This window comes from Kitasatospora sp. NBC_00039 (assembly GCF_045160625.1).
Classification (GTDB): Bacteria; Actinomycetota; Actinomycetes; order Streptomycetales; family Streptomycetaceae; genus Kitasatospora.
The window spans coordinates 7,141,948-7,162,568 of sequence record NZ_CP108289.1 but is presented as its reverse complement, the minus strand read 5'-3'; the positions used below and the strand labels follow the sequence as shown (position 1 = coordinate 7,162,568).

At 71.3% G+C, this 20,621-nt stretch carries 19 protein-coding genes and 1 pseudogene; 11 read left to right on the top strand and 9 right to left on the bottom strand.

Translation table 11 applies throughout. The features are described 5' to 3' along the window. Nucleotides 1-68: 68 nt before the first annotated feature. A complete protein-coding gene (locus OG286_RS32040) occupies nucleotides 69-398 on the top strand; it encodes a hypothetical protein (RefSeq protein WP_396325560.1) in 330 nt (109 codons plus the stop codon). 105 nt (nucleotides 399-503) lie between these two features. Here OG286_RS32040 and OG286_RS32035 read toward each other — a convergent pair. Further along, a pseudogene (locus tag OG286_RS32035) lies at nucleotides 504-1,385 on the bottom strand (tyrosine-type recombinase/integrase); the annotation flags it as partial. Between the two features lie 42 nt (nucleotides 1,386-1,427). On the opposite strand from OG286_RS32035, the gene OG286_RS32030 reads away from it, so the two are divergent. From OG286_RS32030 to OG286_RS32020, 3 genes are all read left to right on the top strand, one after another. Continuing rightward, nucleotides 1,428-1,796: a hypothetical protein gene (locus tag OG286_RS32030; protein WP_396325561.1), complete on the top strand. Its 369-nt coding sequence runs from the start codon at nucleotides 1,428-1,430 to the stop codon at nucleotides 1,794-1,796. Between the two features lie 178 nt (nucleotides 1,797-1,974). Then, nucleotides 1,975-2,310 (top strand): hypothetical protein, encoded by a 336-nt coding sequence (locus tag OG286_RS32025; protein ID WP_396325562.1) that lies wholly within the window; start codon nucleotides 1,975-1,977, stop codon nucleotides 2,308-2,310. Nucleotides 2,311-2,976: 666 nt separating this feature from the next. After that, nucleotides 2,977-3,369 (top strand): hypothetical protein, encoded by a 393-nt coding sequence (locus OG286_RS32020; RefSeq protein ID WP_396325563.1) that lies wholly within the window; start codon nucleotides 2,977-2,979, stop codon nucleotides 3,367-3,369. Between the two features lie 356 nt (nucleotides 3,370-3,725). Here OG286_RS32020 and OG286_RS32015 read toward each other — a convergent pair whose 3' ends face one another. The 3 genes from OG286_RS32015 to OG286_RS32005 form a co-directional block, all read right to left on the bottom strand. Then, entirely contained in the window at nucleotides 3,726-4,112 is a 387-nt protein-coding gene (locus OG286_RS32015) for a hypothetical protein (protein ID WP_396325564.1), read from the bottom strand. 351 nt (nucleotides 4,113-4,463) lie between these two features. Next, nucleotides 4,464-5,183, bottom strand: coding sequence for a hypothetical protein (locus OG286_RS32010; RefSeq protein ID WP_396325565.1), 720 nt, complete (start codon nucleotides 5,181-5,183; stop codon nucleotides 4,464-4,466). A gap of 19 nt (nucleotides 5,184-5,202) precedes the next feature. Then, a complete protein-coding gene (locus OG286_RS32005; RefSeq protein WP_396325566.1) occupies nucleotides 5,203-6,165 on the bottom strand; it encodes a hypothetical protein in 963 nt (320 codons plus the stop codon). A gap of 270 nt (nucleotides 6,166-6,435) precedes the next feature. Between OG286_RS32005 and dnaE the strand changes: the two genes are divergently transcribed. The 3 genes from dnaE to OG286_RS31990 all read left to right on the top strand — a co-directional run bounded on the left by dnaE (nucleotide 6,436) and on the right by OG286_RS31990 (nucleotide 10,751). Continuing rightward, on the top strand, nucleotides 6,436-9,993 hold the full coding sequence (dnaE, locus tag OG286_RS32000) for a DNA polymerase III subunit alpha (protein ID WP_405359162.1): 3,558 nt from the start codon (nucleotides 6,436-6,438) through the stop codon (nucleotides 9,991-9,993). Nucleotides 9,994-10,150: 157 nt separating this feature from the next. Beyond that, on the top strand, nucleotides 10,151-10,396 hold the full coding sequence (locus tag OG286_RS31995; protein WP_396325568.1) for a hypothetical protein: 246 nt from the start codon (nucleotides 10,151-10,153) through the stop codon (nucleotides 10,394-10,396). A 103-nt stretch (nucleotides 10,397-10,499) separates the two neighbouring features. Continuing rightward, nucleotides 10,500-10,751, top strand: a complete 252-nt coding sequence (locus OG286_RS31990) for a hypothetical protein (RefSeq protein ID WP_396325569.1) — start codon at nucleotides 10,500-10,502, stop codon at nucleotides 10,749-10,751. Between the two features lie 92 nt (nucleotides 10,752-10,843). Here the strand turns inward: OG286_RS31990 and OG286_RS31985 are convergent, their stop codons facing one another. After that, nucleotides 10,844-11,422, bottom strand: a complete 579-nt coding sequence (locus OG286_RS31985; RefSeq protein WP_396325570.1) for a DUF5994 family protein — start codon at nucleotides 11,420-11,422, stop codon at nucleotides 10,844-10,846. A gap of 271 nt (nucleotides 11,423-11,693) precedes the next feature. Further along, the gene (locus tag OG286_RS31980) at nucleotides 11,694-12,725 is read right to left on the bottom strand and encodes a saccharopine dehydrogenase NADP-binding domain-containing protein (RefSeq protein WP_405365944.1); all 1,032 of its coding nucleotides are present in this window, start codon (nucleotides 12,723-12,725) and stop codon (nucleotides 11,694-11,696) included. A gap of 98 nt (nucleotides 12,726-12,823) precedes the next feature. On the opposite strand from OG286_RS31980, the gene OG286_RS31975 reads away from it, so the two are divergent. Then, complete coding sequence (locus tag OG286_RS31975; protein WP_396325572.1) at nucleotides 12,824-13,783, top strand: helix-turn-helix domain-containing protein; 960 nt, start codon at nucleotides 12,824-12,826, stop codon at nucleotides 13,781-13,783. 219 nt (nucleotides 13,784-14,002) lie between these two features. Here the strand turns inward: OG286_RS31975 and OG286_RS31970 are convergent, their stop codons facing one another. Next, nucleotides 14,003-14,335 carry a VOC family protein gene (locus tag OG286_RS31970; RefSeq protein WP_396325573.1) on the bottom strand — a complete coding sequence of 111 codons (333 nt, stop codon included), beginning with the start codon at nucleotides 14,333-14,335 and terminating at the stop codon, nucleotides 14,003-14,005. Between the two features lie 332 nt (nucleotides 14,336-14,667). Here OG286_RS31970 and OG286_RS31965 point away from each other — a divergent pair, with 332 nt between their 5' ends. From OG286_RS31965 to OG286_RS31955, 3 genes are all read left to right on the top strand, one after another. After that, nucleotides 14,668-15,087 carry an XRE family transcriptional regulator gene (locus OG286_RS31965; protein WP_396325574.1) on the top strand — a complete coding sequence of 140 codons (420 nt, stop codon included), beginning with the start codon at nucleotides 14,668-14,670 and terminating at the stop codon, nucleotides 15,085-15,087. Between the two features lie 100 nt (nucleotides 15,088-15,187). Continuing rightward, nucleotides 15,188-15,718: a ParH-like protein gene (locus OG286_RS31960; protein ID WP_396325575.1), complete on the top strand. Its 531-nt coding sequence runs from the start codon at nucleotides 15,188-15,190 to the stop codon at nucleotides 15,716-15,718. Continuing rightward, on the top strand, nucleotides 15,711-16,940 hold the full coding sequence (locus tag OG286_RS31955) for an MAB_1171c family putative transporter (protein ID WP_405365943.1): 1,230 nt from the start codon (nucleotides 15,711-15,713) through the stop codon (nucleotides 16,938-16,940). Before OG286_RS31960 ends, OG286_RS31955 begins: the two co-directional genes overlap by 8 nt. Before the next feature lie 126 nt (nucleotides 16,941-17,066). Here the strand turns inward: OG286_RS31955 and OG286_RS31950 are convergent, their stop codons facing one another. Continuing rightward, on the bottom strand, nucleotides 17,067-19,307 hold the full coding sequence (locus OG286_RS31950) for a tetratricopeptide repeat protein (protein ID WP_396325577.1): 2,241 nt from the start codon (nucleotides 19,305-19,307) through the stop codon (nucleotides 17,067-17,069). A gap of 52 nt (nucleotides 19,308-19,359) precedes the next feature. Next, complete coding sequence (locus tag OG286_RS31945) at nucleotides 19,360-20,565, bottom strand: hypothetical protein (protein ID WP_396325578.1); 1,206 nt, start codon at nucleotides 20,563-20,565, stop codon at nucleotides 19,360-19,362. Between the last annotated feature and the right edge of the window lie 56 nt (nucleotides 20,566-20,621).

Below are 20,621 nucleotides of genomic sequence, written 5' to 3'. Positions count from 1 at the left end.
ATCGTCAGCTGGTGGGCGGTCACCCTCGACCGCCCACCAGCTCAGGTCTTACGTAAGGAGTGCTGCACGTGACCTCGTCCCTACTTCCGCCCTGGCTGCCCGACTGGGAGGATGCGGTGGAGATCGCTGGAAGAATTGACGCGGACAGTCTGCGCGAGCTGGTTGGCGAGCTACTGGACTTGGTATTTACTGAGGATACAGTCTTCTTGGATTCGCTTCCGGAAAGTCTCGAGTCTGCGTTGGTGTCCCCGCTGAATATCCTTGCGGAAATCTACGAAGGTGATGCAAGCCCTACGGAGCTAGTTGTAGCCTCAAGGCTTGTCAGGCGTGCGGCGATTCCCTATGTAAATGATGGACCAGAGGAGCTGAAGGTCCTGATCGAGACTCTTCCTGAATGATCGTCCGTCTCATCTAAAATTTCCGGTCCTTATCACGCGGAAGCCCCGCCAGAAATTTCTCTGGCGGGGCTTCCGGGCGTCTTGACGGCAACGCTGACGGCAACGTCAGTGGACGGCTTCTGCACTTGGCGGGTCGTCAGGGCTGTTGGTGACCCGGAGGGCGTGGCCGAGGGTGTCGATGGCTTGGCGCTGGAGGCGGAGCCGGACGTGGGCGTAGACGGTGGCGATAACGCCGATGTGGGCGTGTCCGAGTAGTTCCTTGATCACGACGAGTTCGGCGCCCTGTTCGAGGAGCAGGGTCGCGGCGGTGTGCCGGAGGTCGTGGAACCGGATGCGGCGGAGCCTGGCTACTCGGCACAACGTGGTGAAGTGCCGGGTCAGGGTGGACGGGTCGGTGGGTGAGCCGTCGGGCGCGGTGAAGACGAAGCCACTGTCCGTCCAGCCCACACCAGCGGCCTCGCGCGCCAGGTTCTGCCGTTCCCGGTGGTGCTTGAGCGAGTGGACGCATTCGGTGGGGAGGGCGATGCGGCGTTCGGAGCTGACGGTCTTGGTCGGGAGGGTGGTCAGGCCTCCGGTGGGGGTGCGTTGGAGGGTGCGGCGGATGCTGGCGGTGCCGCCTTCCAGGTCGAGGTCTTCCCAGCGCAGGCCGAGAAGTTCACCTTTCCGCAGGCCGGTGCGGAGCGCGAGCTCGAACAGGGCCTGAAGCGGGTGGCCTTCGACGGTGACGAGGAACCGGCGTGCCTCGGCGACGGTAAGCGGTTCGAAGCGGCGGGGTCGGGGCGTGCCGGTCCTGATGCTGCGGGCGACGTTGCGCGGGAGTTCGTCCTCGCGGACGGCGTGCTCCAGGGCGGACTTGAGGACGGAGTGCACGTAGGTGACGGTGAGCGGGGACAGCCGTTTGTCGCAGCACTGGTCGACCGAGCAGCAGTGCTGCTGCTTGTCGAGCCCGCGGGTGCAGCACTGGCAGGTGGTGCGGAGCCGGTCGAGCTTCGGCAGGCCAAGGCCGCCGCCGTCCTGGTCGGCCGGGACGTGATCGACTACCACGAGTACTGGACGACCTTCGGCCCCAACACCGTGGCTATGAAGGAGGTCGAGAACGCCATGGTCCTGCGCGAGTACGGCAAGGCCCTCCAGCTCTCCGGACAGGTCACCACCCCCGCACGCTCAACCTCCAACAACCGCAACCGCCACCTGCTCGACCTCGCCGCAGCCCACACCGAACAGCGCGACTACGCGCCGGCCACCGACATCCTGATGGGCATCAAACAGGCCGCCCCCGAATGGCTGCGCTACCAGCGATACGCCCGGGACATCGCCACCACCCTCGTCATCCGCCGTAAGCGCGGCCTGTCCCCACAACTCGTCGAACTCGCCGACTTCCTCGCCGTCGAACTCTGACCAGCCCGGCAGAGACACTACGTATCAGATCCACACCGGGCGGCAGGCGAACTGACCCCGCACGTTCCTGGGCCGCCCGATGCCGACGCCCGACGATCTCAGTAACCGCACGAACGGCACGGACCGACAAGCGTCACCAACGGTCACGCGCCGAGCCGAACTGAGATGGGACGAAGAGATGACCAAGCCCGCGAAGCCCACCGCCGTCGTCTACCTGTGCACCGCCAAGGACGAGCCCGTCGTCACCCGGCAGGCGATGTGCGAGCGGATCGCCCGCGAGTCGGGCCTGCACCTCGCGGGCGTGATCCACGACGACGAGGGCGCCACCGAACCCGACCAGCGCCGAGGACTCACCTACGCGCTTCAGATGCTCCTCGACGGCGACGCCGACACCATCATCGTCCCCACCGGCGAGATGCTCTCGGTCCTGCCCGACGAGAAGGCCCGAGTCAGCCGGTCCGTGCGGAAGGCCGGCGGCCGGATCATCGTGGCCAGCGAAGTGAGGGCCCGATAGCTCAGCCCGGCTTCGTCCTCGTACAACGCTGCCGCCTCGGGGCGCAGGGGAGCGAGCCTCTCGGCCATCGGCTGTGCCACAGTCCAATGCGGACATGGCCAGGCCAGTGAACAGCGTTGGTGGGCAGACCAGTTCAGCAGGTCAGCAAGACGCGGCCCCGATGGTGGAGTGCGTCGAAACTTTCCTTACGGGTTCAAGGCGGCCCGCTTGCGCGGGCCGCGCGCGCCCGCAGGCCGAGCCGCCCCGCGATTCCTGTCTACGCCCCACCGCGCAACGGCCCGGCCACCTGCGCGCGCAAAAGCAGAGGAGGGCCGGGCAGGGCCCGATGATGGCCTGGCAGCAGGGCAACGATGGGGGCAGCCAGGAAAGGCGGGATCGGCCAGCATCCGAACCGCGTCTCCGGGGTGGTGCTGACCGGGAGGGCCGACGGGCTCGCCGTGGGCAATCACGATGTCTTCGGCAACAATTTCATCTGCGAAGTCACCTGCGGCAGGGTGGCGGCAAGGTCGGGCAGGTGCAGGATCGAATTCTCCCCAATACGGGCGGTAAGCCGCTAGCGGTCTATGGTCCAAACCTTCGACCTGGACCTGCTGCAAGGATCGAGGAGCTCGGGGTGCCAGTATTTCGGACGATGGATGATGTGGCTGCTTGGGTAGGGAGACAGTAATGGAGACAGTAGTCCTTGTGTTTCGGGATTCAACTGTGACTCTAGGTCGGATTGCGGAGCTACTTGCGCCTCTGGGGGCGGTGGCCAGCGAAGAAAACCTCGTTTCGATATCTACCAGCGGCTCACGAAGCTATCTGGTTTCCGTCTCTGATCCAGAGGCTGAAGGGCTGTTCGATGAGTGGCCGACCACGCTTTGTCCGGTCTCTCCGGTGGCGGCGTTCAGTCTTGACTATCGAGATCCAGGTATCGTCCTTGGGATTGTCGAATCTCTGGCTGGACGGTTCGAAGTGCTCGTGGATACCAACTATGGAACCGTTGTTCCTGGCGGCGCCTTGGTCATCGATATGCTTCGTGGACAAGATTCGCCTCCAACGCCCCCTGTGGGCCGGTAGCCTCGCGTCTGATTGATGTATCAGGGCTTCGAGGCTGACAAGTAGACACTCGGGCTGTGAGCACCCGATTTGGGTGCAGCTAGAAATGGCGAGGGGCCTCACCACATTCGTTTCTGGTGAGGCCCCTCGTACATCTTGACGGCAGTAGTTGACGGCAACGTCAGCGGACGGGTGCTGCACAAACGGGCGGTTCGTCGCCGTCGTCGGGCCAGGTGGCGGGCTAGGCTGGGTCGCGGAGGGCGATGCCGAGGAGGTCGATAGCGTCGCGCGGAAGGCGGAGCCGGACGTGTAATGGTGACGCTTGGTATTGGAACTGTCTGAATGCCTGCCTGCCAAGGTGCCTGTGTCGGGACAGGTCAGCGGTGCTTGGGCAGCCTCGCGCCAGCGAAGTCGTTGATGTTCCGTTGAAGCTGTTCGAGGAAGTCGACCAGGTTTGTGGCGACCGCATCGAAGTCGCCCGACCAGGATGCGCTGGTGGACCGATGGATCGCCCCACTCGGATCGACCGCGAGGAGGTTGCCTCCGCCGTCGCTGCCGAACACGATGCCGATGACGTGATCTGCAACGGGCACGAGGCCGTACTCGGCGAGGTCATTGAGCACGTGGTGGGGTGAGTGGATGAAGTGTCCGGTGTCGATGCCGGGCAGGGCCGCCTCGAAGATCGTGTCGTAGAACGCGATCAAGGTCGGTGCAACTGAGGGGTGATCTTTGAGCTGTTCGGGCTTTGCCAGGGTAAAGCCCATCCCTCCGGTCACCCGGGAGCTGCGAGAGCGTGGTCTGGCCGGGCGGCGCCTGCGGCGCACGGTGCGGACCTCGGTCGCGGACCGTGCGGCGGCGCAGGTGCCGGACCTGGTTTTTTTGGGCGGGACTTCTCCGCGTCCGGGCCGCGTGCGCTGGCGCGGCGACATCACGTATCTGCCGGTCGGCGGGTCGTGGCTTGCAGGCCTCGGTGACCACGTCACTGTCCTCGCCCTTCGGATGGATCCGGAAGGCCCTCCGGAAGCGGGAGCGCAGCCGCGGGCCGGTCTCCTCGGCGATGTCCACCGCGGCCCGGCACTCGGCCGCGAAGCGGGCCGACGCCGGCCCCGGCGGGTTCAGGCGTCGGGTGCGGGCGCATTGATCATTCTGGCGGCCGCCTCGGCGATCCGGGCCGTTCGGACGGCGTCGCACTGCCGGCGCACCACCCGCCGGGCGCCCCCGTCGAGCGGGCCGAGGACGACGTCCACCGGCCCCGGCACGGAGCGGCCCAGCACCACCGTGGCGGCCGGCGCGCCGCCCGGCAGGACGGTCGTGTGGAACTCGCCGGCCCCCAGGGTGTACGTCTCGCCGCGCGCGCTGGTCCGCTCGCCGAGCGGCTCCCAGCGCACCAGCCGTGCGGTCGGCCGGATCTCGTCGGTGCCGCCCGCGCTGTACACCTCGTAAGCGCGGTGGGTCGGCCGGTCCGGCTCGTCGTGGACCGCGACCCGCAGGTTGCCGACCCGGCCGTACAGCACGCTGCTCTTCAGCTCCCAGCTGTGGCAGTGGATCTCCCGCACACCGCCGGCCGGGCCCGGCGCGTCGGCGTCCGGGCCGAAGACGTGCACGCAGACCCCGAACTCCCCGTCGCGCAGCACCGGCAGGCAGAAGAAGCCGAGGGGGTGGGCGACGGCCCGCAGGGGTCTCGCGCCCGAGGCGACCTCCGCCAGGATCCCGCCGACCAGCCCGTCCAGCGCGGGCGAGGCAGCGTCGGCCCCGACGGCCCGGTCGAGGGTCGCGAAGAGCTCCGGGAAGGGGCCCGTGCCGGGGCTCGCGCCAGGGTCCGGGAAGGGGTCCATCGTCTGCTCCCTCCGGCGGCTACCTGCGGTACGGGTTCTCCGCGTGCAGCGCCCTGTCGATGATGTCGCCGACGTCCGCGTCCGAGAAGGCCGCGGGCAGCCGCACGCCCAGCCGGTCGAAGAGCCGCCTGGCCTCGTCGACGGTCGGGTCGTCACCGAGCGGCTCGGCGTCCCGCAGGTCGAGCTTGACCGCCTGCTCGCGGTAGTGGTGCAGCTCGGTGACGTAGTAGTCGTAGAGGGGCCGCCCGCGCTCGATGTAGAGGCTGACCCGCCGCGGGTCGTCCTGGGTGATGACCAGGCACGACGCGGAGAGGTCGAAGCGCAGGGTCGGGACGACCGAGGAGAGGTGGACGTCGATCTCCAGGGTGTCGAGCCGCTGCCGGTACCAGGCGGCCGCGAACACCGTGGCGTACGACTCCTTGCGGGTGCGCTCCACGCTCCACCCGCCGGACTGCGCGCCGTCCGGCCGGCCGCCGAAGGTCTCCCGGAACCGCGAGTAGGCCGCGCAGGCCTGCTCGTCGCCCGGGTGCACGATGTCGATCTTGACGGTGAGCGAGCGGCGGCGGTGCTGCGCCTCCCGGACGCACTCGGGCAGGGTGACCGCCCGCAGGTAGGTGCCGGTGCCACCCTTGAACACCCAGCGGTCGGTGTCCTGGCGGGCGAGCTCCAGTGCCCGTTCCAGCTCCACCCCGGCCAGCTCCCGCACCGAGGTCAGGCTGTCCAGCGCCTGCCGGGCACCTGCCGTCGCCTCCCGGATGTCGCTGATCCGGCGCCGGCGCTCGGCCAGCGAGCCGTACACGACCGCCGCCAGCACCAGCAGGGTCGCGCCGGAGACGACGTTGTCGCCGAGCCCGCCGCCGAACAGGTCCAGCAGCCCGACGGCCAGCGCACCGCAGAAGGCGACGACGCCGTCCGAGTTCCGCAGTGCCCACGCGATCGCGCTCTCCAGCCGCCGCCCGGACTCCGAACCCCCGTGCGCCACCCCGCACCCCCCTCGTTCGCCGACCAACATGGTAAGTCCCGCGGGCAATTGACGACCAGACAGCAACCCGTCCGACCGGGCGGCCCGGCGCGGCCGGGGCCGGTGGCAAGCCCGTCAAGGAGCCGTCGACGGCGTGGGAGGGTCTCGTCAAGGACCACCGCCCCGGCCCCCGCCCGGGCGAGTCGCCGCCGCCGACCGGCTAGCCTGGAGGGCTCCGCCCCGGGACGCCCGTTCCCGGACGCCCGCCCCGCCGACAAGGAGCCCGCCGCCGTGTCCGACACGTTCGCGCACCTGCACGTCCACACCGAGTACTCGATGCTGGACGGGGCCGCGAAGAACGGCAAGCTGTTCGCGGAGGCCGAGCGACAGGGCATGCCGGCGATCGCGATGAGCGACCACGGCAACATGTTCGGCGCGTACGAGTTCTTCCACGCCGCCGCCAAGACCGGCGTCAAGCCGATCATCGGCATCGAGGCCTACGTCGCCCCGTCCTCGCGCTTCCACAAGAAGCAGGTGTTCTGGTCGCCCGGCGGCCAGCGGCCGGCCAGCGCGGACGGCGAGGGCGGCAAGGACGTCTCCGGCGGCGGCCGCTACACCCACATGACCATGTGGGCACAGAACGCGACCGGCCTGCGGAACCTCTTCAAGCTCTCCTCGCTCGCGTCGATGGAGGGCTACTACATGAAGCCCCGGATGGACCGCGAGCTGATCGCCGCCAACGCGACCGGCATCATCGCCACCACCGGCTGCCCCTCCGGCGAGGTCCAGACCAGGCTGCGGCTCGGGCAGTACGAGGAGGCCGTCAAGGCGGCCGGCGCCTACCAGGACATCTTCGGCAAGGAGAACTACTTCCTGGAGCTGATGGACCACGGCCTGTCCATCGAGCAGGACGTCCGCCAGGACCTCCTGCGCCTGGCCAAGCAGCTGGACATCCCGCTGCTGGCCACCAACGACTCGCACTACGTCACCGCCGACCAGGCGGACGCCCACGACAGCCTGCTCTGCGTCGGCGTGGGCAAGAACAAGGACGACCCGAACCGGTTCAAGTTCCAGGGCACCGGCTACTACATCAAGACCGCCGAGGAGATGCGCGAGCTCTTCCGCGAGCTGCCGGAGGCCTGCGACAACACCCTGGCGATCGCCGAGCGGGTCGAGTCGTACGAGGAGGTCTTCACCTACGTCGACCGGATGCCGCAGTTCGACGTGCCCGAGGGCGAGACCCAGGCCTCGTTCCTGCGCCAGAAGATCGCCGCCGGCCTGCAGCACCGCTACGGCGACAGCCCCAGCCAGGAGGTCCTGGACCGGGTCGAGCTGGAGATGGGCGTGATCACCCCGATGGGGTTCGACGCCTACTTCCTCGTGGTCGCCGACATCTGCCAGTACGCCCGGGACAACGGCATCCCCGTCGGCCCGGGCCGAGGCTCGGCGGCCGGCTCGATGGTCTCCTACCTGACCCGGATCACCGAGCTGGACCCGCTGGAGCACGACCTGCTGTTCGAGCGCTTCCTCAACCCCGAGCGCATCAACCCCCCGGACGTCGACATCGACTTCGACGACCGCCAGCGCGACCAGATGGTGCGCTACGTCACCGACAAGTACGGCTCCGCCTACACCGCCCAGGTCAACACCTTCGGCACGATCAAGGCCAAGGCCGCCGTCAAGGACGCCAACCGCATCCTCGGCTACCCCTTCGCGATGGGCGACCGGATCACCAAGGCGATGCCGCCGGACGTCATGGGCAAGGGCGTCCCGCTGGCCGACCTCTTCAACGAGAAGCACCCCCGGTACAACGAGGGCACCGAGATCCGGGCGCTGTACAGCAACGAGCCCGACGTCAAGAAGATCATCGACACCGGGCTCGGCATCGAGGGCCTGATCCGCGGCACCGGCGTGCACGCCGCCGCCGTCATCCTCTCCTCCACCCCGCTGCTCGACCTCATCCCGCTGCACATGCGGGACAAGGACGGCGTGATCATCACCGGCTTCGACTACCCGTCGTGCGAAGCCATGGGCCTGATCAAGATGGACTTCCTGGGTCTGCGGAACCTGGGCATCATCGACCACTGCATCAAGATCGTGAAGGCCAACCGGGGCGTCGACGTCGACATCGAGAAGATCCCGATCGACGACCCCACCACCTACCAGTTGCTCGCCCGCGGCGACACCCTCGGCGTGTTCCAGCTCGACGGCGGCCCCATGCGCGCCCTGCTCAAGCTGATGAAGCCCACCGAGTTCGCCGACATCTCCGCCGTCTCCGCGCTCTACCGGCCCGGCCCGATGGGCATGAACTCGCACACCAACTACGCGCTGCGCAAGAACGCCCAGCAGGAGATCGTCCCGATCCACCCCGAGCTGGAGGCCCCGCTGAGCGAGGTCCTCGGCCCCACCTACGGCCTCATCGTCTACCAGGAGCAGGTCCAGCGTGCCGCCCAGGTGCTGGCCGGCTACTCGCTCGGCCAGGCCGACCTGCTCCGCCGCGCGATGGGCAAGAAGAAGAAGGAGGTGCTGGAGAAGGAGTTCGTCCCCTTCCACGCGGGCTGCAAGGAGCGCGGCTACTCCGACGAGGCCATCCAGGCCGTCTGGGACGTCCTGGTCCCGTTCGCCGGCTACGCCTTCAACAAATCGCACTCCGCCGCGTACGGCCTGGTCTCGTACCAGACCGCCTACCTCAAGGCCAACTACCCCGCCGAGTACATGGCCGCCCTGCTCACCTCCGTCGCCGACGACAAGGACAAGATGGCCGTCTACCTGGCGGAGTGCCGCCAGATGGGCATCAAGATCCTCTCCCCCGACGTCAACGAGTCCGTGGTCGACTTCACCGCCGTCGGCAGCGACGTCCGCTTCGGTCTGAAGGCCGTGCGCAACGTCGGCGTGCCGGTCATCGAGTCGCTGGTGAAGACCCGCAAGGAGAAGGGCAAGTACGCCTCGTTCGCGGACTTCCTCGACAAGGTCGAGCTGGTGGTCTGCAACAAGCGCACCGTCGACTCCCTGGTCAAGGCCGGCGCCTTCGACTCCCTCGGGCACACCCGCCTCTCGCTCAGCACCGTGCACGAGAGCGCGATCGACGCCGTCACCGGGCTGAAGAAGCAGCAGGCGATCGGCCAGGACGACCTCTTCGGCGCACTGGACGCCGACGAGGGCGCCGGCCCGGGCATCGGCCTGGACTTCCAGCTCACCGACCGCGAGTGGCCGCGCCGCCAACTGCTCAGCCTCGAACGCGAGATGCTCGGCCTCTACGTCTCCAGCCACCCGCTCGACGGCGCCGAGCACATCCTCTCCAAGAACCGCGACACGTCCATCGCCGAACTCCTCGGCTCCGGCCGCACCGAGGGCGAGGTCCGCCTCGCCGGCCTGGTCACCGCCGTCGACCGCCGGATCAACAAGGCCGGCAACGCCTGGGCGATCATCACCCTCGCCGACCGCGACGGTTCGGTCGAGGTGCTGTTCTTCCCCGCCACCTACAACCTGATGGCCGAGCAGATGGTCGAGGACAACGTCATCTCGGTCCGCGGGCGCCTCAACGAGCGGGACGGCTCGCTGAGCATCTTCGGCCAGGAGATCACCACCCTCGACGTCTCCTCCGCCGAGCTCGGCACCAAGCCGCCGGTCCAGATCACCATGCCGCTCGGCAGGATCACCGCCGAGACGGTCGCCGAACTCAAGCTCGCCCTCCGGGCCCACCCGGGCGACGTCCCCGTCCGCCTGCTGACCACCAACTGGGACAAGGACACCCTCTACGAGCTGGGCTTCCAGGTGAACCCCGACAACGGGCTCGCCTCGGACATCAAGACGCTGCTGGGCACGCACGCCTGGGCGGGGACGGTGTAGCGGGCGCCGGGTCGGTCCGCCGGATCACCTACGGGCCCGACCCGCGCGGCAGGGGCGGGAGTACGGTGGGGACAGCGGGACAGCCCGGGCTGCCGCGACGGCCGGGCCGGCCCTGCGCCGGCGGCCCCGGCCTGCGCCCGCGGATGGGTGGCGAGCCATGTCCGTCTACGTGAAACTCTCGGCCGAGGCCCGGTCGCCGGAGGAACCGTCGAAGGGGCCGTTGGACATGCAGTACCAGGACACGGCCGACGGCTACACGTACGAGTACGACCTGCACCCGAGCGGGGCGCTGCGGATCCTGCGGGTCTTCGAGGACACCCCGCACGCGGTCGAGGCGTACTTCAGCCCGTCGGCGTGGCTCCAGGTCGCCGGCACCTACCTGCGAAGCGGCTCCGAGTACTGACGGCGTGCCGACGAGGACCGCGGTCGGCGTTCACGGGTCGCCGTCCGCCGCTCCGGCCCTTACGGTCTGTCCTGGGGCCGGCTCGTCGCCACAGGAGGCCTGGATGCCGCACTATCGATGGATCCTGGACACCCAGGACGACAACGGACACTGGACCCGGCAGGACGACACCCTCATGCCGAACCCCCTGGAGTACGGCGGACCGCCCCAGCGGGCGGCGAACCACCTGCGGGACGTGTTCGTGCGCACGCTCTCCCGGCCCGCGCCCAGCCCCCGGGCGGTCAGGCTCCGCGTCTGGGAAGGGGCGGAGGCCGTCGGCGAGCCCCAGGCCGAAACCGAGTGGTCACGCGAATGACGCACGCGGCCGCCGCGTGGCCGAGGCATTCCGCCGATGGCCCGCACGGACCGCCCGCACGGACCCCTGCACGGACCGCCCGCACGGACCGGCTACACCGGGGCGGGCCAGGACGCGGCCCGGATCCGGGCGACGTCCGCGCGCCGACCGGCCGCACCGGGTCCGTCGGCGGGTGCGGCAGCCGACGGCAGGAAGTCGGAGCGCGGCTGCTGCCCTGCCGCGGCGCCACCCGCACTCCGGGCGAGCAGTTCGCTCGCGGTCCGGGTGCCGGCCGGGTCGGCTGCTTCGGCCATCAGCCGGGCGGCATCGACGGTGTCCGTCGACGGCGGGACGACCAGCAGGTTCAGGCTGAGCGGTGCGTACGAGTACACCGCGATCACGTGTCTGTCCTGCTCGGTGGTGAACCAGCCCGCGTGGACGGTGTGGCCCGCGACCGGGATCCGCCGGGGGATGACCGGCCACGTCGCCGGGTTCACGGTGATCCGGGTGATCCGGCCCCACCGCTCGTCGAGTTCGGCGGCCAGGGCGGGGAGTTCGAGAAGAAGATCACGCGACCGGGGCCACCAGGCTCCGTCCAGGCGGCCTGCCCGCACGCCCACAGGGGCGAGCGAGAGCCGCGTGGCGGGTGCGGTGGTGGGGGGCGTCGTCGCACGATCGAGGGTCGCGGTCATGACCAAGGACCCGTCTCCGAGCCCGACGCGAAGGCCGGGTCCGGTATTGCCACTCGCCGGAGACGACGCCAGTGTCCGGTGCCGGCATTCGAAGTGCCTTCGGTGATATCCACGTTACTCCTCGCCGGCCCGGATCCTGGCATGATCACGACTCCCTTCGGATCCGCCCTGGCCGGTCCTCGACGAAACGCCCGCCCGCCCCGGCCGGTCCTGGAGAAAGCCCCCGGCCGGTCCTGGAGGAAGCCCCGCCCGCCCCGGCCCGCACGCCCGGTCAGTGCGGGAGTTCCACCGACAGGTGCGGGGCCAGCGACCGGAGGAAGTCCGCCGCGTCGAACATCGCGCCGGCCGAGGCCAGGCCGGTGGTGCGCGTCCGCCCGGCCAGGACCCGCCGGACGGCCTCCACCACCAGGGGTGCGGTGATCGCGTAGATGTCCTGGCCACGGGCCGAGGCGCGGCGCTCGACGCCGCCCGAGCGGACCACGACGTCGACCACGAAGGTCTGGTCCGAACGCCCCTGGGCGTCGACCGCCTCCGGCGCCGGCGTGTCCTCCCCGGCCAGGTCCCGCGCGGCCTCGACCGTCATGTGGGTGCGGACCTCGGAGACGGCCAGGTGGCTGGGGACGGTGACGACATCGGCCATGGTGAACTCCGCGACCACCGCACGCCGGCCCAGCGGCGCCGGGAAGTGCCAGTCCTGCTCCCACGGCTGGTCGTCGTGGTACTGCAGCGCACCGTCCGCGAACCGCACCCGGCGGCCCGCGCGGCGCTCGTGGGACACCTGGCCGGCCTCCCGGGTGCCCGGCGTGGGGTGCCAGCTGCTCAGCCCGTAGGCGATGTGCACCTCCTCCGCGCCGGTCCACTCCCCCATCGCCGCGGTCACCAGCAGGTCGCCGAGCCCGCCGTAGAAGGCCATCGCCGGCACCACGGGCGTCTCCGCCTTCATGGCCGCTTCCGCGTGGTCGGCGAACATCGCGGCATTCGCCTCGATCTCCGCCGCGACGTCGAGGTACGGGATCCCCGCGCGCAGGGCCGCCTCGACCACCGGGCCGCCCGTCACGGCGAACGGCCCGGCGCAGTTGACGACCGCGGCCGCGCCGGCGAGGGCCCGGTCCAGCGCGCCCGGGTCGTCCACGGAGGCCGGCCGCACGGTCACGTCCCCCCACTCGGCCGCCAGCGCCTCCAGGCGGGCCGCGTCACGGCCGGAGGCGATGACGGCGAAGCCACGCCGCCGGAGTTCGGCGACGACGAACCGCCCGGTGTGTCCCGTCGCCCCGTAAACCACCACTGCAGCCGTCGTACTCATCGTTCCCCCGCTTCTCGCCGTTCCGATGGGTTCAGTCTGGCCGCACCCGACACCGGAGCGTGATGGTCCGGAAGGACAGCACCCGTACACTTTCGGACATGCCCACCGTCGCCCTGCTGACCGCCGGTCATCTGCTGCACTTCGAACTGGCGGTGGCCTACGAGATCTTCGGCAATCCCCCGCGCGAGGCCGCGGACGGCTGGTACGACGTCCTGCTCTGCGGGCCCGGTCCGGTGCGGGTCGGCCCGTTCACGGTCGAGCCCGACCACGGGCTGGACCGCGCCGCCGGCGCCGACACCGTGATCGTGCCCGCCTGCGCCGACGTCGACGAGCCACTGCCGGCCGAGCTGATCGAGGCCGTGCGGGCGGCCCACGAGGCGGGCGCCCGGGTCGCCTCCCTCTGCACCGGGGCGTTCGTCCTCGGCGCCGCGGGCCTGCTGGACGGCCGGCGGGCCACCACCCACTGGGCCCACGCCGCGGAGCTGAGCGCGCGCCACCCGCTGGCGGTGGTCGATCCGGACGTGCTCTACACGGACAACGGCAGCGTGCTCACGGCCGCGGGCAAGGCCGCCGCCGTGGACCTCTGCCTCCACCTGGTCCACCTCGACCACGGCGCCGCGATCGCCAACTCCGTCGCGCGTCGCCTCGTCATGCCGCCGCACCGGCCCGGCGGCCAGGCCCAGTTCGTGGCGACGCCGGTGCAGGTCACGGGCGACCACGTGCTCTCCCAGCTGCTCGCCTGGGTCCAGCAGCGGCTGGACCAGCCGCTGACCGTGACCGACCTGGCCCGGCGGGCGAACACCAGCCCGCGCAATCTCGGGCGGCAGTTCCGGTCGGTGATCGGGCAGACGCCGCTCCAGTGGCTCCTGACCCAACGCGTGCGCCGAGCCCAGGAGTTGCTGGAGGCCACCGACCAGAGCATCGAGTCGGTCGCCGTCGCCACCGGCATGGGGACGGCCACCACGCTCCGGCGCCAGTTCAAGCGGGTCGTCGGGGTCCCGCCCGACAGCTACCGGCGCTCGTTCCGCAGCGGCGACGGCCCGGTGACGGCCCTCTGACCTCCGGCTGCCGGTCGCCGGACGCACCCCGGTCCTCCAGGGGTCGACGCCGCCGGGCGCTCCGGGCGCCACGGGCGTCGGCCGGCGGCCCGGCATCAGGGTGCCCGGTCCGGGCTCGTCCTGGGCGGTCCGCCCCGGCGGGCACGGTGGTCCGCCCGTGCCGGCACGGCCGGGGCGACGCGGAGTGCGGCGACGCCCCGGCCACGCACCTCCGCGCCGCTACTTGCCGCGCAGGCCGACCGGGTTGCCGTCGGTGTCCTCCAGCACGCAGACCCGGACTCCCGGGGCGACCTCGCGCGGCGCGCTCCGCTCGGTCGCGCCGGCGGCCAGCAGGGCGGTGCGGGCGGCGTCGAGATCGTCGACGTCGGTGTGGACCACCGGCCCGCCGGCCACGTCGCCGTGGGGATTCAGGCCGACCTCGAAGCCGTCGACGGAGTAGCCGACGTAGTAGGGCTCGTCCGTGTGCGGCGCGCCGAGCAGCGCGCCGTAGACCTTCTTGGCGGCGTCCAGGTCGGACACCGGGACCACCAGGGCGCGGATCGTCGGACTCATCCGTTCTTCCTCTCGGGTGAAGGGGGCCGGGCCCGCCCGTGCCGAGGGCCGGTCAGAGCCCCAGCCTGGGAGGACCGGTCGCCCAACCTATCGGCGGGGTCGTCACATGTCCCGCCACCGCCGCCCGCCCGCACCGGCCGCCCCCGGGAAGTCACCCGATCGGACCGGCCTCCGCCACCCGCACCCCTGCCGCGGGATTCTGCGGACCGCCGGGATCCCGCCCCACCCGCGACCTTTGGCTTCCGGGCGGAGCACCTAGAATGAGAAACCGTCGCGAGTAATCCATCTGCGCACGCACGAAGCGTGTGCACGGGGTGAGGGAAAGGTGTGCCGTGCCCGAAGCAGACTCCGGTGCGTCCACGCTCGCAGCGAAGCTGGACCGGCTGTTCGACGTGGTCCGTCGTCCCGACCGTGAGCAGTACAGCCATGAGGAGGTCGCCCGGGCCTGCCGGGAGGCGACCGGCGAGAGCTTCTCGGCCACGTACCTCTGGCAGCTCCGGACCGGCCGCCGGGACAACCCGACGAAGCGTCATCTCGAAGCGCTGGCACAGTTCTTCCAGGTGCCGCCCACCTACTTCTTCGACGACCGGCAGAGTGCCCGGATAGCCGAGGAGCTGGCACTGCTCGGCGCGCTGCGCAACGCGGGCGTACGGGACGTGGCCCTGCGCGCGGTGACCCTCTCGCCCGAGGGGCTCGGCACGATCAGCGACATGATCGAGGCGATCGCCCGCCGCGAGGCCGGCGGCAGGTAGCGGCCTTCCCGGCGAAGCGGATTCCCTCGGCGTTGCCGCGTCCGTAGTATCACCTCCCGGTCGAACGCCAGGGGGGCGAATCGTGGGATATCCGGGTGGGGTGGAGCATGGGCTGTGGCAGCGATGTCGGGGGGTCGCGGAGTCGATACCGCTTCCGGAACCGTTCGGCATACCGGAGCTGACCGAGGCGCTCGCCCTGCTGCGTGGCAGACCCATCGAACTGATGCCGCTCTCCGGTCCGGAGCACTCGCCGTGCGGTGTGCTGATCAGCACCGACCGGGCGGACTACATCGGCTATCCGGCCGACACCACGGCGCTCCACCAGCAGCACATCGTGCTGCACGAGATCGGCCACCTCCTCTGCGGGCACACCGGCGGCTCCGGGCCGAGCACGGCCGTGCCGGCCGCGCTCACGACCCAGCTGTCGGAGGAGCTGGTGCGCCGGGTGCTCGGCCGCTCCGGGTACACGGAGCGGCAGGAGCAGGAGGCGGAGCTCGTCGCCTCGCTCGCGCTGCAACGCGCACTGCACCGGCCCTGTTCCACCGCCGTGGGCCAACTCGCCGACCAGGTAGGACGGTTACGGGCCGTGTTCGGGCGGCCGTCACGGCGCGGAACGGCGCGCCGTGGGTGACCAGGTGGCCAACACCGCCGGCTACTTCGCCGGTGCGGTCGCGCTGCTGGGAACACTCTGGAAAATCCTGATGGACCGGGGACGCCGGTCCGACCCGGCGCTCCACTACGGCTACGCCTGCGGGGCGCTGATCGGGGCGGGGATGGCGGTGAGCGCCCCGGCCACGGCTCCGGCGCTCGCCGCCGTCGTGCCCGACCCGGTCCACCTCACCCTGGTGGCCGACCAGTTGAAGGTCGCCGCCTCCGGAGCCCTGGCCATGATGGCCTACTCCACCCGGCCGGCCGCGGCGGCGCGACGCGCCGTGCGGCGGCAGACCGCCCTCACGGCCGCCACCGTCCTGCTGAGCATCGCCGCCTTCGTCGCCGCCTCGCCCGTCCGGGAGGGCGAGGTGGTCGGCGTCAGCGGCGCGGACAGGCCGATCCTGGCGGCGTACGTCGCTCTCTTCGCCGTCCACACCGCGTGGTGCCTGGCGGTCTTCGGGTTCCTCATCGGGCGCTGTGCACGGTGCCTGCCGCCCGGGGTCCTCCGACTTGGACTGCGCCTGATGGCGCTCAGTGCGCTGGCGGGCCTGCTGTGGACGGCGGACAACCTGGACGACCTCGCGGACATCCTCACCACGGGCCGTGAGAACGGTGCGGAGAGCCGGGTGTCCGGGGTGGCGGGCGCCGTCTGCGTCACGCTGGGCTTCGCCGGTGCCACCGCGTCGGCCTGGGCCGACTGGGCCAGGCACATGCGGGCCTGGCACGATCACCGCAGGCTCGGTCCGCTCTGGTCGGCGATGCGGGCCGCGCTGCCGGAGATCGAACTCGTCACCCCGGCAGGGCCGTTAGGAGCCGGGAGGCGCCGGCGGCGACGCGACGTCCAGTTCGCGCTGTACCGGCGGATCATCGAGATCCGGGACGGCCAGCTCTCCCTCCGCCCCCATCTCCATCCGGCGGTACCGCTCTGGGTGAGGGAATTCATCGGCCCCGCCGAGGCGGAGGAGCTCGCGGCCGTGGTGGAGGCGGCCGCCCTCGCCGCGGCGCTGGAAGCGGCCCGGGCCGGGCACCGCTTCCCCTTCGGCCCCGGCACGGGATGCGTGCCGCACCCGGTGGCGGCAGGCATCCACGAGGAGGCGGCGTGGCTGGTCAAGGTGGCCGCCGCGTACACGGGTTCGCCCGCCGTGGCCCACGTCCGCGACCGGGTCCGCGCCGAACTGGGCCGGGCCGCGGTACAGCGCTGACGTCGTGGGACCGCCCCGCCGCCCGGCGTCTACGGCGGGGGCGGCGGGGCGGTGCTGGTGGCCGGGCGGCGCCGGCGGCGGGGACCGCTCAGGCAGCCGGGTGGCTCCACCGGGCGGCCGGGTGGCTCAGGCGTGGGCAAGGTCCGGCATCAGCTCGTACACCTGCTCGGCGGAGCCGGGATCGGCCTCCAGGCAGGCGAGCAGCTCGGCCTTGGCGGTCTCCGCCCGGTCGAGCCCGATCAGACAACGGGCCCGCTGCAACCGGGCGTCGACGTCCTCGGTGGAGCCGAGCACCTCGTCGAGCAGGCGGAGGGCCTCACCGAAGCGTCCGGCGTCGTGGTGGACCACCGCCAGGTTGAACTGCATGCCCGGGTCCGCCGAGAGTTCGACCGCGCGCGACAGGTCGGCGCTCGCAGCGTCCAGGTCGCCCTCCTGGTAGCGGAGTTCGCCGAGCAGGGCCCACGCCTGGGCGTAGTCGGGATCGGCGGTGAGGGCGGCCTCCCAGGCCTCGGATGCTGCCGCCGTGTCCTCGTCGGCGGCCAGCAACTGACCCTTCAGACAGAGCAGTTGCGGGCTCTCCGGGGTGGCAGCGAGCCCCGCCCGGACCTCGCTCCAGGCGAGCTGGTGCTCGCCCGACTCGAACAGCAGGGCGGCCCGGTTGAGGCGGGCGTCGGCGAACGCCGGGTCGAGTTCGAGGACATAGCCGAAGTCCGCCACCGCCGCCTCGGTGTCGCCGAGCTCGGCGAGGACGTCGGCCCGGTTGAAGTACGCCTCGGGGAAGGGCGGCGAGAGCCGGATGGCCCGGTCGTAGTCGGCCAGCGCCTGCTCCGGGCTGCCGAGGTCGCGCCAGAGCATGCCCCGGTCGAAGTAGTACTCGGCATAGTTGGGGTCGCACTCGATCACCGCGGTGTAGTCGGCGACGGCGTCGGTGTGGCGGCCGAGGCCCGCGTACACCTGCGCGCGGTTGTAGCGCAGCACGGATCGGTGCAGCGCGTGCTCGTGGTCCTCGAGCGTCTCGTCGAGCCGGGCGATGCAGGCGTCCAGCAACGCCAACGCCGCCTCCAGACGCCCCTGGTGGACCTCGATCAGCGCGAGCCCGTTGCGGTTGAACACCACGCGCGCCTCCCGCTCCTTGGGCTCGGGATGCCACTTGGCGAAGGCGATCGCCTGGTTGACCCAGCTCCGGGCGAGCTGGTGGTCGCGCCGGTCGGCGTCGAAGTGCCGGGTGTGGAGCATGGCCGTGGCGTACGCGGCCTGCATGTGGACCTCGGGCGAGGTGCTGAGCGCCCGGGCCTCGTCGTACAGCGGCAGGGCCTGGTCGGCGAGGCCCAGTGCGGCGAAGGAGGTGGTCATCTTGGTGGTGAACGCCCACCAGTGGGTCGGGCTGCTCTCGTGGGTGACCAGCCGCCGGCCGCGCTCACCGAGGTCCAGGACGGCGTGGTAGTAGCCGAGGTCCATGCAGTGGTCGAGCGCGTGACGCAGGATGTCGGCCCCGGCGCCGGAGGGGTCGCTGCCATGCTCCGCGTGCCAGGCGATGGCGCCCAGCCGCAGCGAGGACTCCCCGGCCGTCTCCAGCTCCGCCCGCCGCAGGTCGTGCAGCCGGGCGCGCTCGGTGGGCGGCAGCCCGAGGTAGGCGGCGATCTCGTCCGGGTCGTCGCCGACGCCGTCCCCCTCGATGTGGCGGCGGCCGAGCGCGGCGTCACCCGTCGTCCGGGACGGGCCGTCGTCCGCCCGGCCCTCGTCCGAAAGGCCGCGCTGGTCCGGCACGTCGCCGTCCGCCAGGTCGAGCACCGTGCACCGGGCGGCGAGGGCGGTCGGCAGGTCCTCGCTTCCGATGCCGGCCGGGCGCTCCGGCGGCTCGGTGCCGGTGATGACGACCACGGTGAGCAGGGCGGGGTCGATGCGCCGCAGCAGGACGGCGAGGAACTCGGCGTCGGTGGGGTCGGCCCGGTGGGCGTCGTCGACGATCAGTGTGCGCGGGGCCGGACCGGCCGCGCGCAGGTACGCCTCCAGGAACTCGACCAGGCCGTGGGCGATCCGCAGGGTACGCAGCGCGGAGTAGAAGCGGGTGCGCTCCTTGGGCACCGCCAGGGAGGTCAGCGTCTCGCGGGTGGCGGGCACCAGGTCGCGCAGTTCCGGCGTGGTGGAGAGGATTTCGATGTCGTGCCCGGTGACGGCCTCGGGGCAGCGCGCGAGCGCGTCCGGGACGATCGCCCGCAGGATCGAGCCGACGGCGGTGTACGGCCCGCGCAGCCGGCGGTTGGCGTTCACCCGGGCGAGCACGGGCGGCAGGTCGAGCCGCTCGCGGGCGTCGACGCGGGCGGGACGCCCGGCGGCGCGGACCCAGTGGTGGCGGTGCTCGGCCATGACTCGGCTGCCTTTCGTGCGGTGGCGGAGGGGGCTAAGGGGGGTTCGGGGCTCAGGCCGACCGGGCAGCACGCCGCTCACGGGCGGCGAGCACGACGACGGCGGCGGTCTGCGCGAGGCTGAGCAGCATGAGGGCGAGCGAGTCGAGCCGGCCGGCCAGGTCGGCCTGGCCGGTCAGGCGCAGCCACATGTCGTGCAGCATGCGGTAGGCCGTCGGCACGACGACCCCGGCGAACATCGTGAGGGTGAACACGTAGCCCACCAGCATCAGCCAGGCGTACCAGCGCGCGACCCTGCGGTCGACCGGGTGGTGGGCGGAGAGGTCCAGCGGCGGCCGGCCGGTCGCCCGCCGAACGGCGTTGCGCAGCACGTCGGTTGCGGCGGCGTGGAGGTTCACGCAGCCCAGGACCGTGCTGAGCAGGACGTAGAGGTCGGTCCGCAGGTAGAAGAACCCCTGCCAGGCCAGGCGCAGAGCCGTGGCGTAGGCCATCGCGAGACAGAGCGACGCGACCACCCCGCTGGCGTCGCGGGTCACGTCGGCGACCAGGGTGAGTACGGCGATCGCCAGGGCATCGGCCAGCATGCCGGCCATGATGGGCAGATAGCGCTGCCGGCGCGGCACGCTGACCAGCCCGTCGAGGGAGGTCTCCAGCACCAGGTAGACCAGGCGGCGGCCGATCGAGAGCCGCGAGCGCAGGCCGAGCCGGCGGCCCGCCAGGGCGTGGAAGGACTCGTGCAGGGCGAGCAGCGGCACCTGGCCGACGAACAGCATCAGCACGACGAGGGTGTAGGACGAGCTGAAGAACAGGTTGTCGACGCGTGGGACCAGCTCGGGCACCCGGATCATCTCGGCCACGGCGAGGGCCGTCACGAGTGCGTAGCCCACAAAAGCCGGCCGACTGAACACCAGGCGGCCCAGCCGCTGCCAGCGCACCGGCGCGGCCGGTCCGGCCGGCTCGTCGTCGCCGGCGGAGCGGACGAGGTCGAGATCCACGAGGGCCTCGATCAGGTCGGCGATGTCGACGCTCTCGCCGTGCACGGTCTGGTAGCGTTCGGCGGCCTCACGGGGCGTCAGGCCGTCGGCCAGCATCCGGACCAACTCGGCGCCGTCGGCCGGGAAGACGGCGTAGGTGTCGGTCTCCGGGCTGCCGATGGTGACCTCGTCGGCCTCCGGCAGGTACACGAGCTGACGGAGCGGCACCGGCCGGTCCAGGTCGATGCCCGGGGCGGTGGAACTGCTGTCCGTGGAGGAGTGCACGGATCCTCCTGCGGGAGGTAGGCGGAGGGGGCGGGGTGGAGCGGTGCCGGCCGGCG

Excerpts from the sequence above, each read along its gene's own strand:
- OG286_RS32025 (WP_396325562.1), top strand. The coding sequence starts at position 1,975 with ATGACCAAGCCCGCGAAGCCCACCGCCGTCGTCTACCTGTGCACCGCC.
- OG286_RS32020 (WP_396325563.1), top strand. The coding sequence starts at position 2,977 with ATGGAGACAGTAGTCCTTGTGTTTCGGGATTCAACTGTGACTCTAGGT.
- OG286_RS32015 (WP_396325564.1), bottom strand. The coding sequence starts at position 4,112 with ATGGGCTTTACCCTGGCAAAGCCCGAACAGCTCAAAGATCACCCCTCA.
- OG286_RS32010 (WP_396325565.1), bottom strand. The coding sequence starts at position 5,183 with ATGGACCCCTTCCCGGACCCTGGCGCGAGCCCCGGCACGGGCCCCTTC.
- OG286_RS31995 (WP_396325568.1), top strand. The coding sequence starts at position 10,151 with ATGTCCGTCTACGTGAAACTCTCGGCCGAGGCCCGGTCGCCGGAGGAA.
- OG286_RS31990 (WP_396325569.1), top strand. The coding sequence starts at position 10,500 with ATGCCGCACTATCGATGGATCCTGGACACCCAGGACGACAACGGACAC.
- OG286_RS31985 (WP_396325570.1), bottom strand. The coding sequence starts at position 11,422 with ATGACCGCGACCCTCGATCGTGCGACGACGCCCCCCACCACCGCACCC.
- OG286_RS31980 (WP_405365944.1), bottom strand. The coding sequence starts at position 12,725 with ATGAGTACGACGGCTGCAGTGGTGGTTTACGGGGCGACGGGACACACC.
- OG286_RS31975 (WP_396325572.1), top strand. The coding sequence starts at position 12,824 with ATGCCCACCGTCGCCCTGCTGACCGCCGGTCATCTGCTGCACTTCGAA.
- OG286_RS31970 (WP_396325573.1), bottom strand. The coding sequence starts at position 14,335 with ATGAGTCCGACGATCCGCGCCCTGGTGGTCCCGGTGTCCGACCTGGAC.
- OG286_RS31950 (WP_396325577.1), bottom strand. The coding sequence starts at position 19,307 with ATGGCCGAGCACCGCCACCACTGGGTCCGCGCCGCCGGGCGTCCCGCC.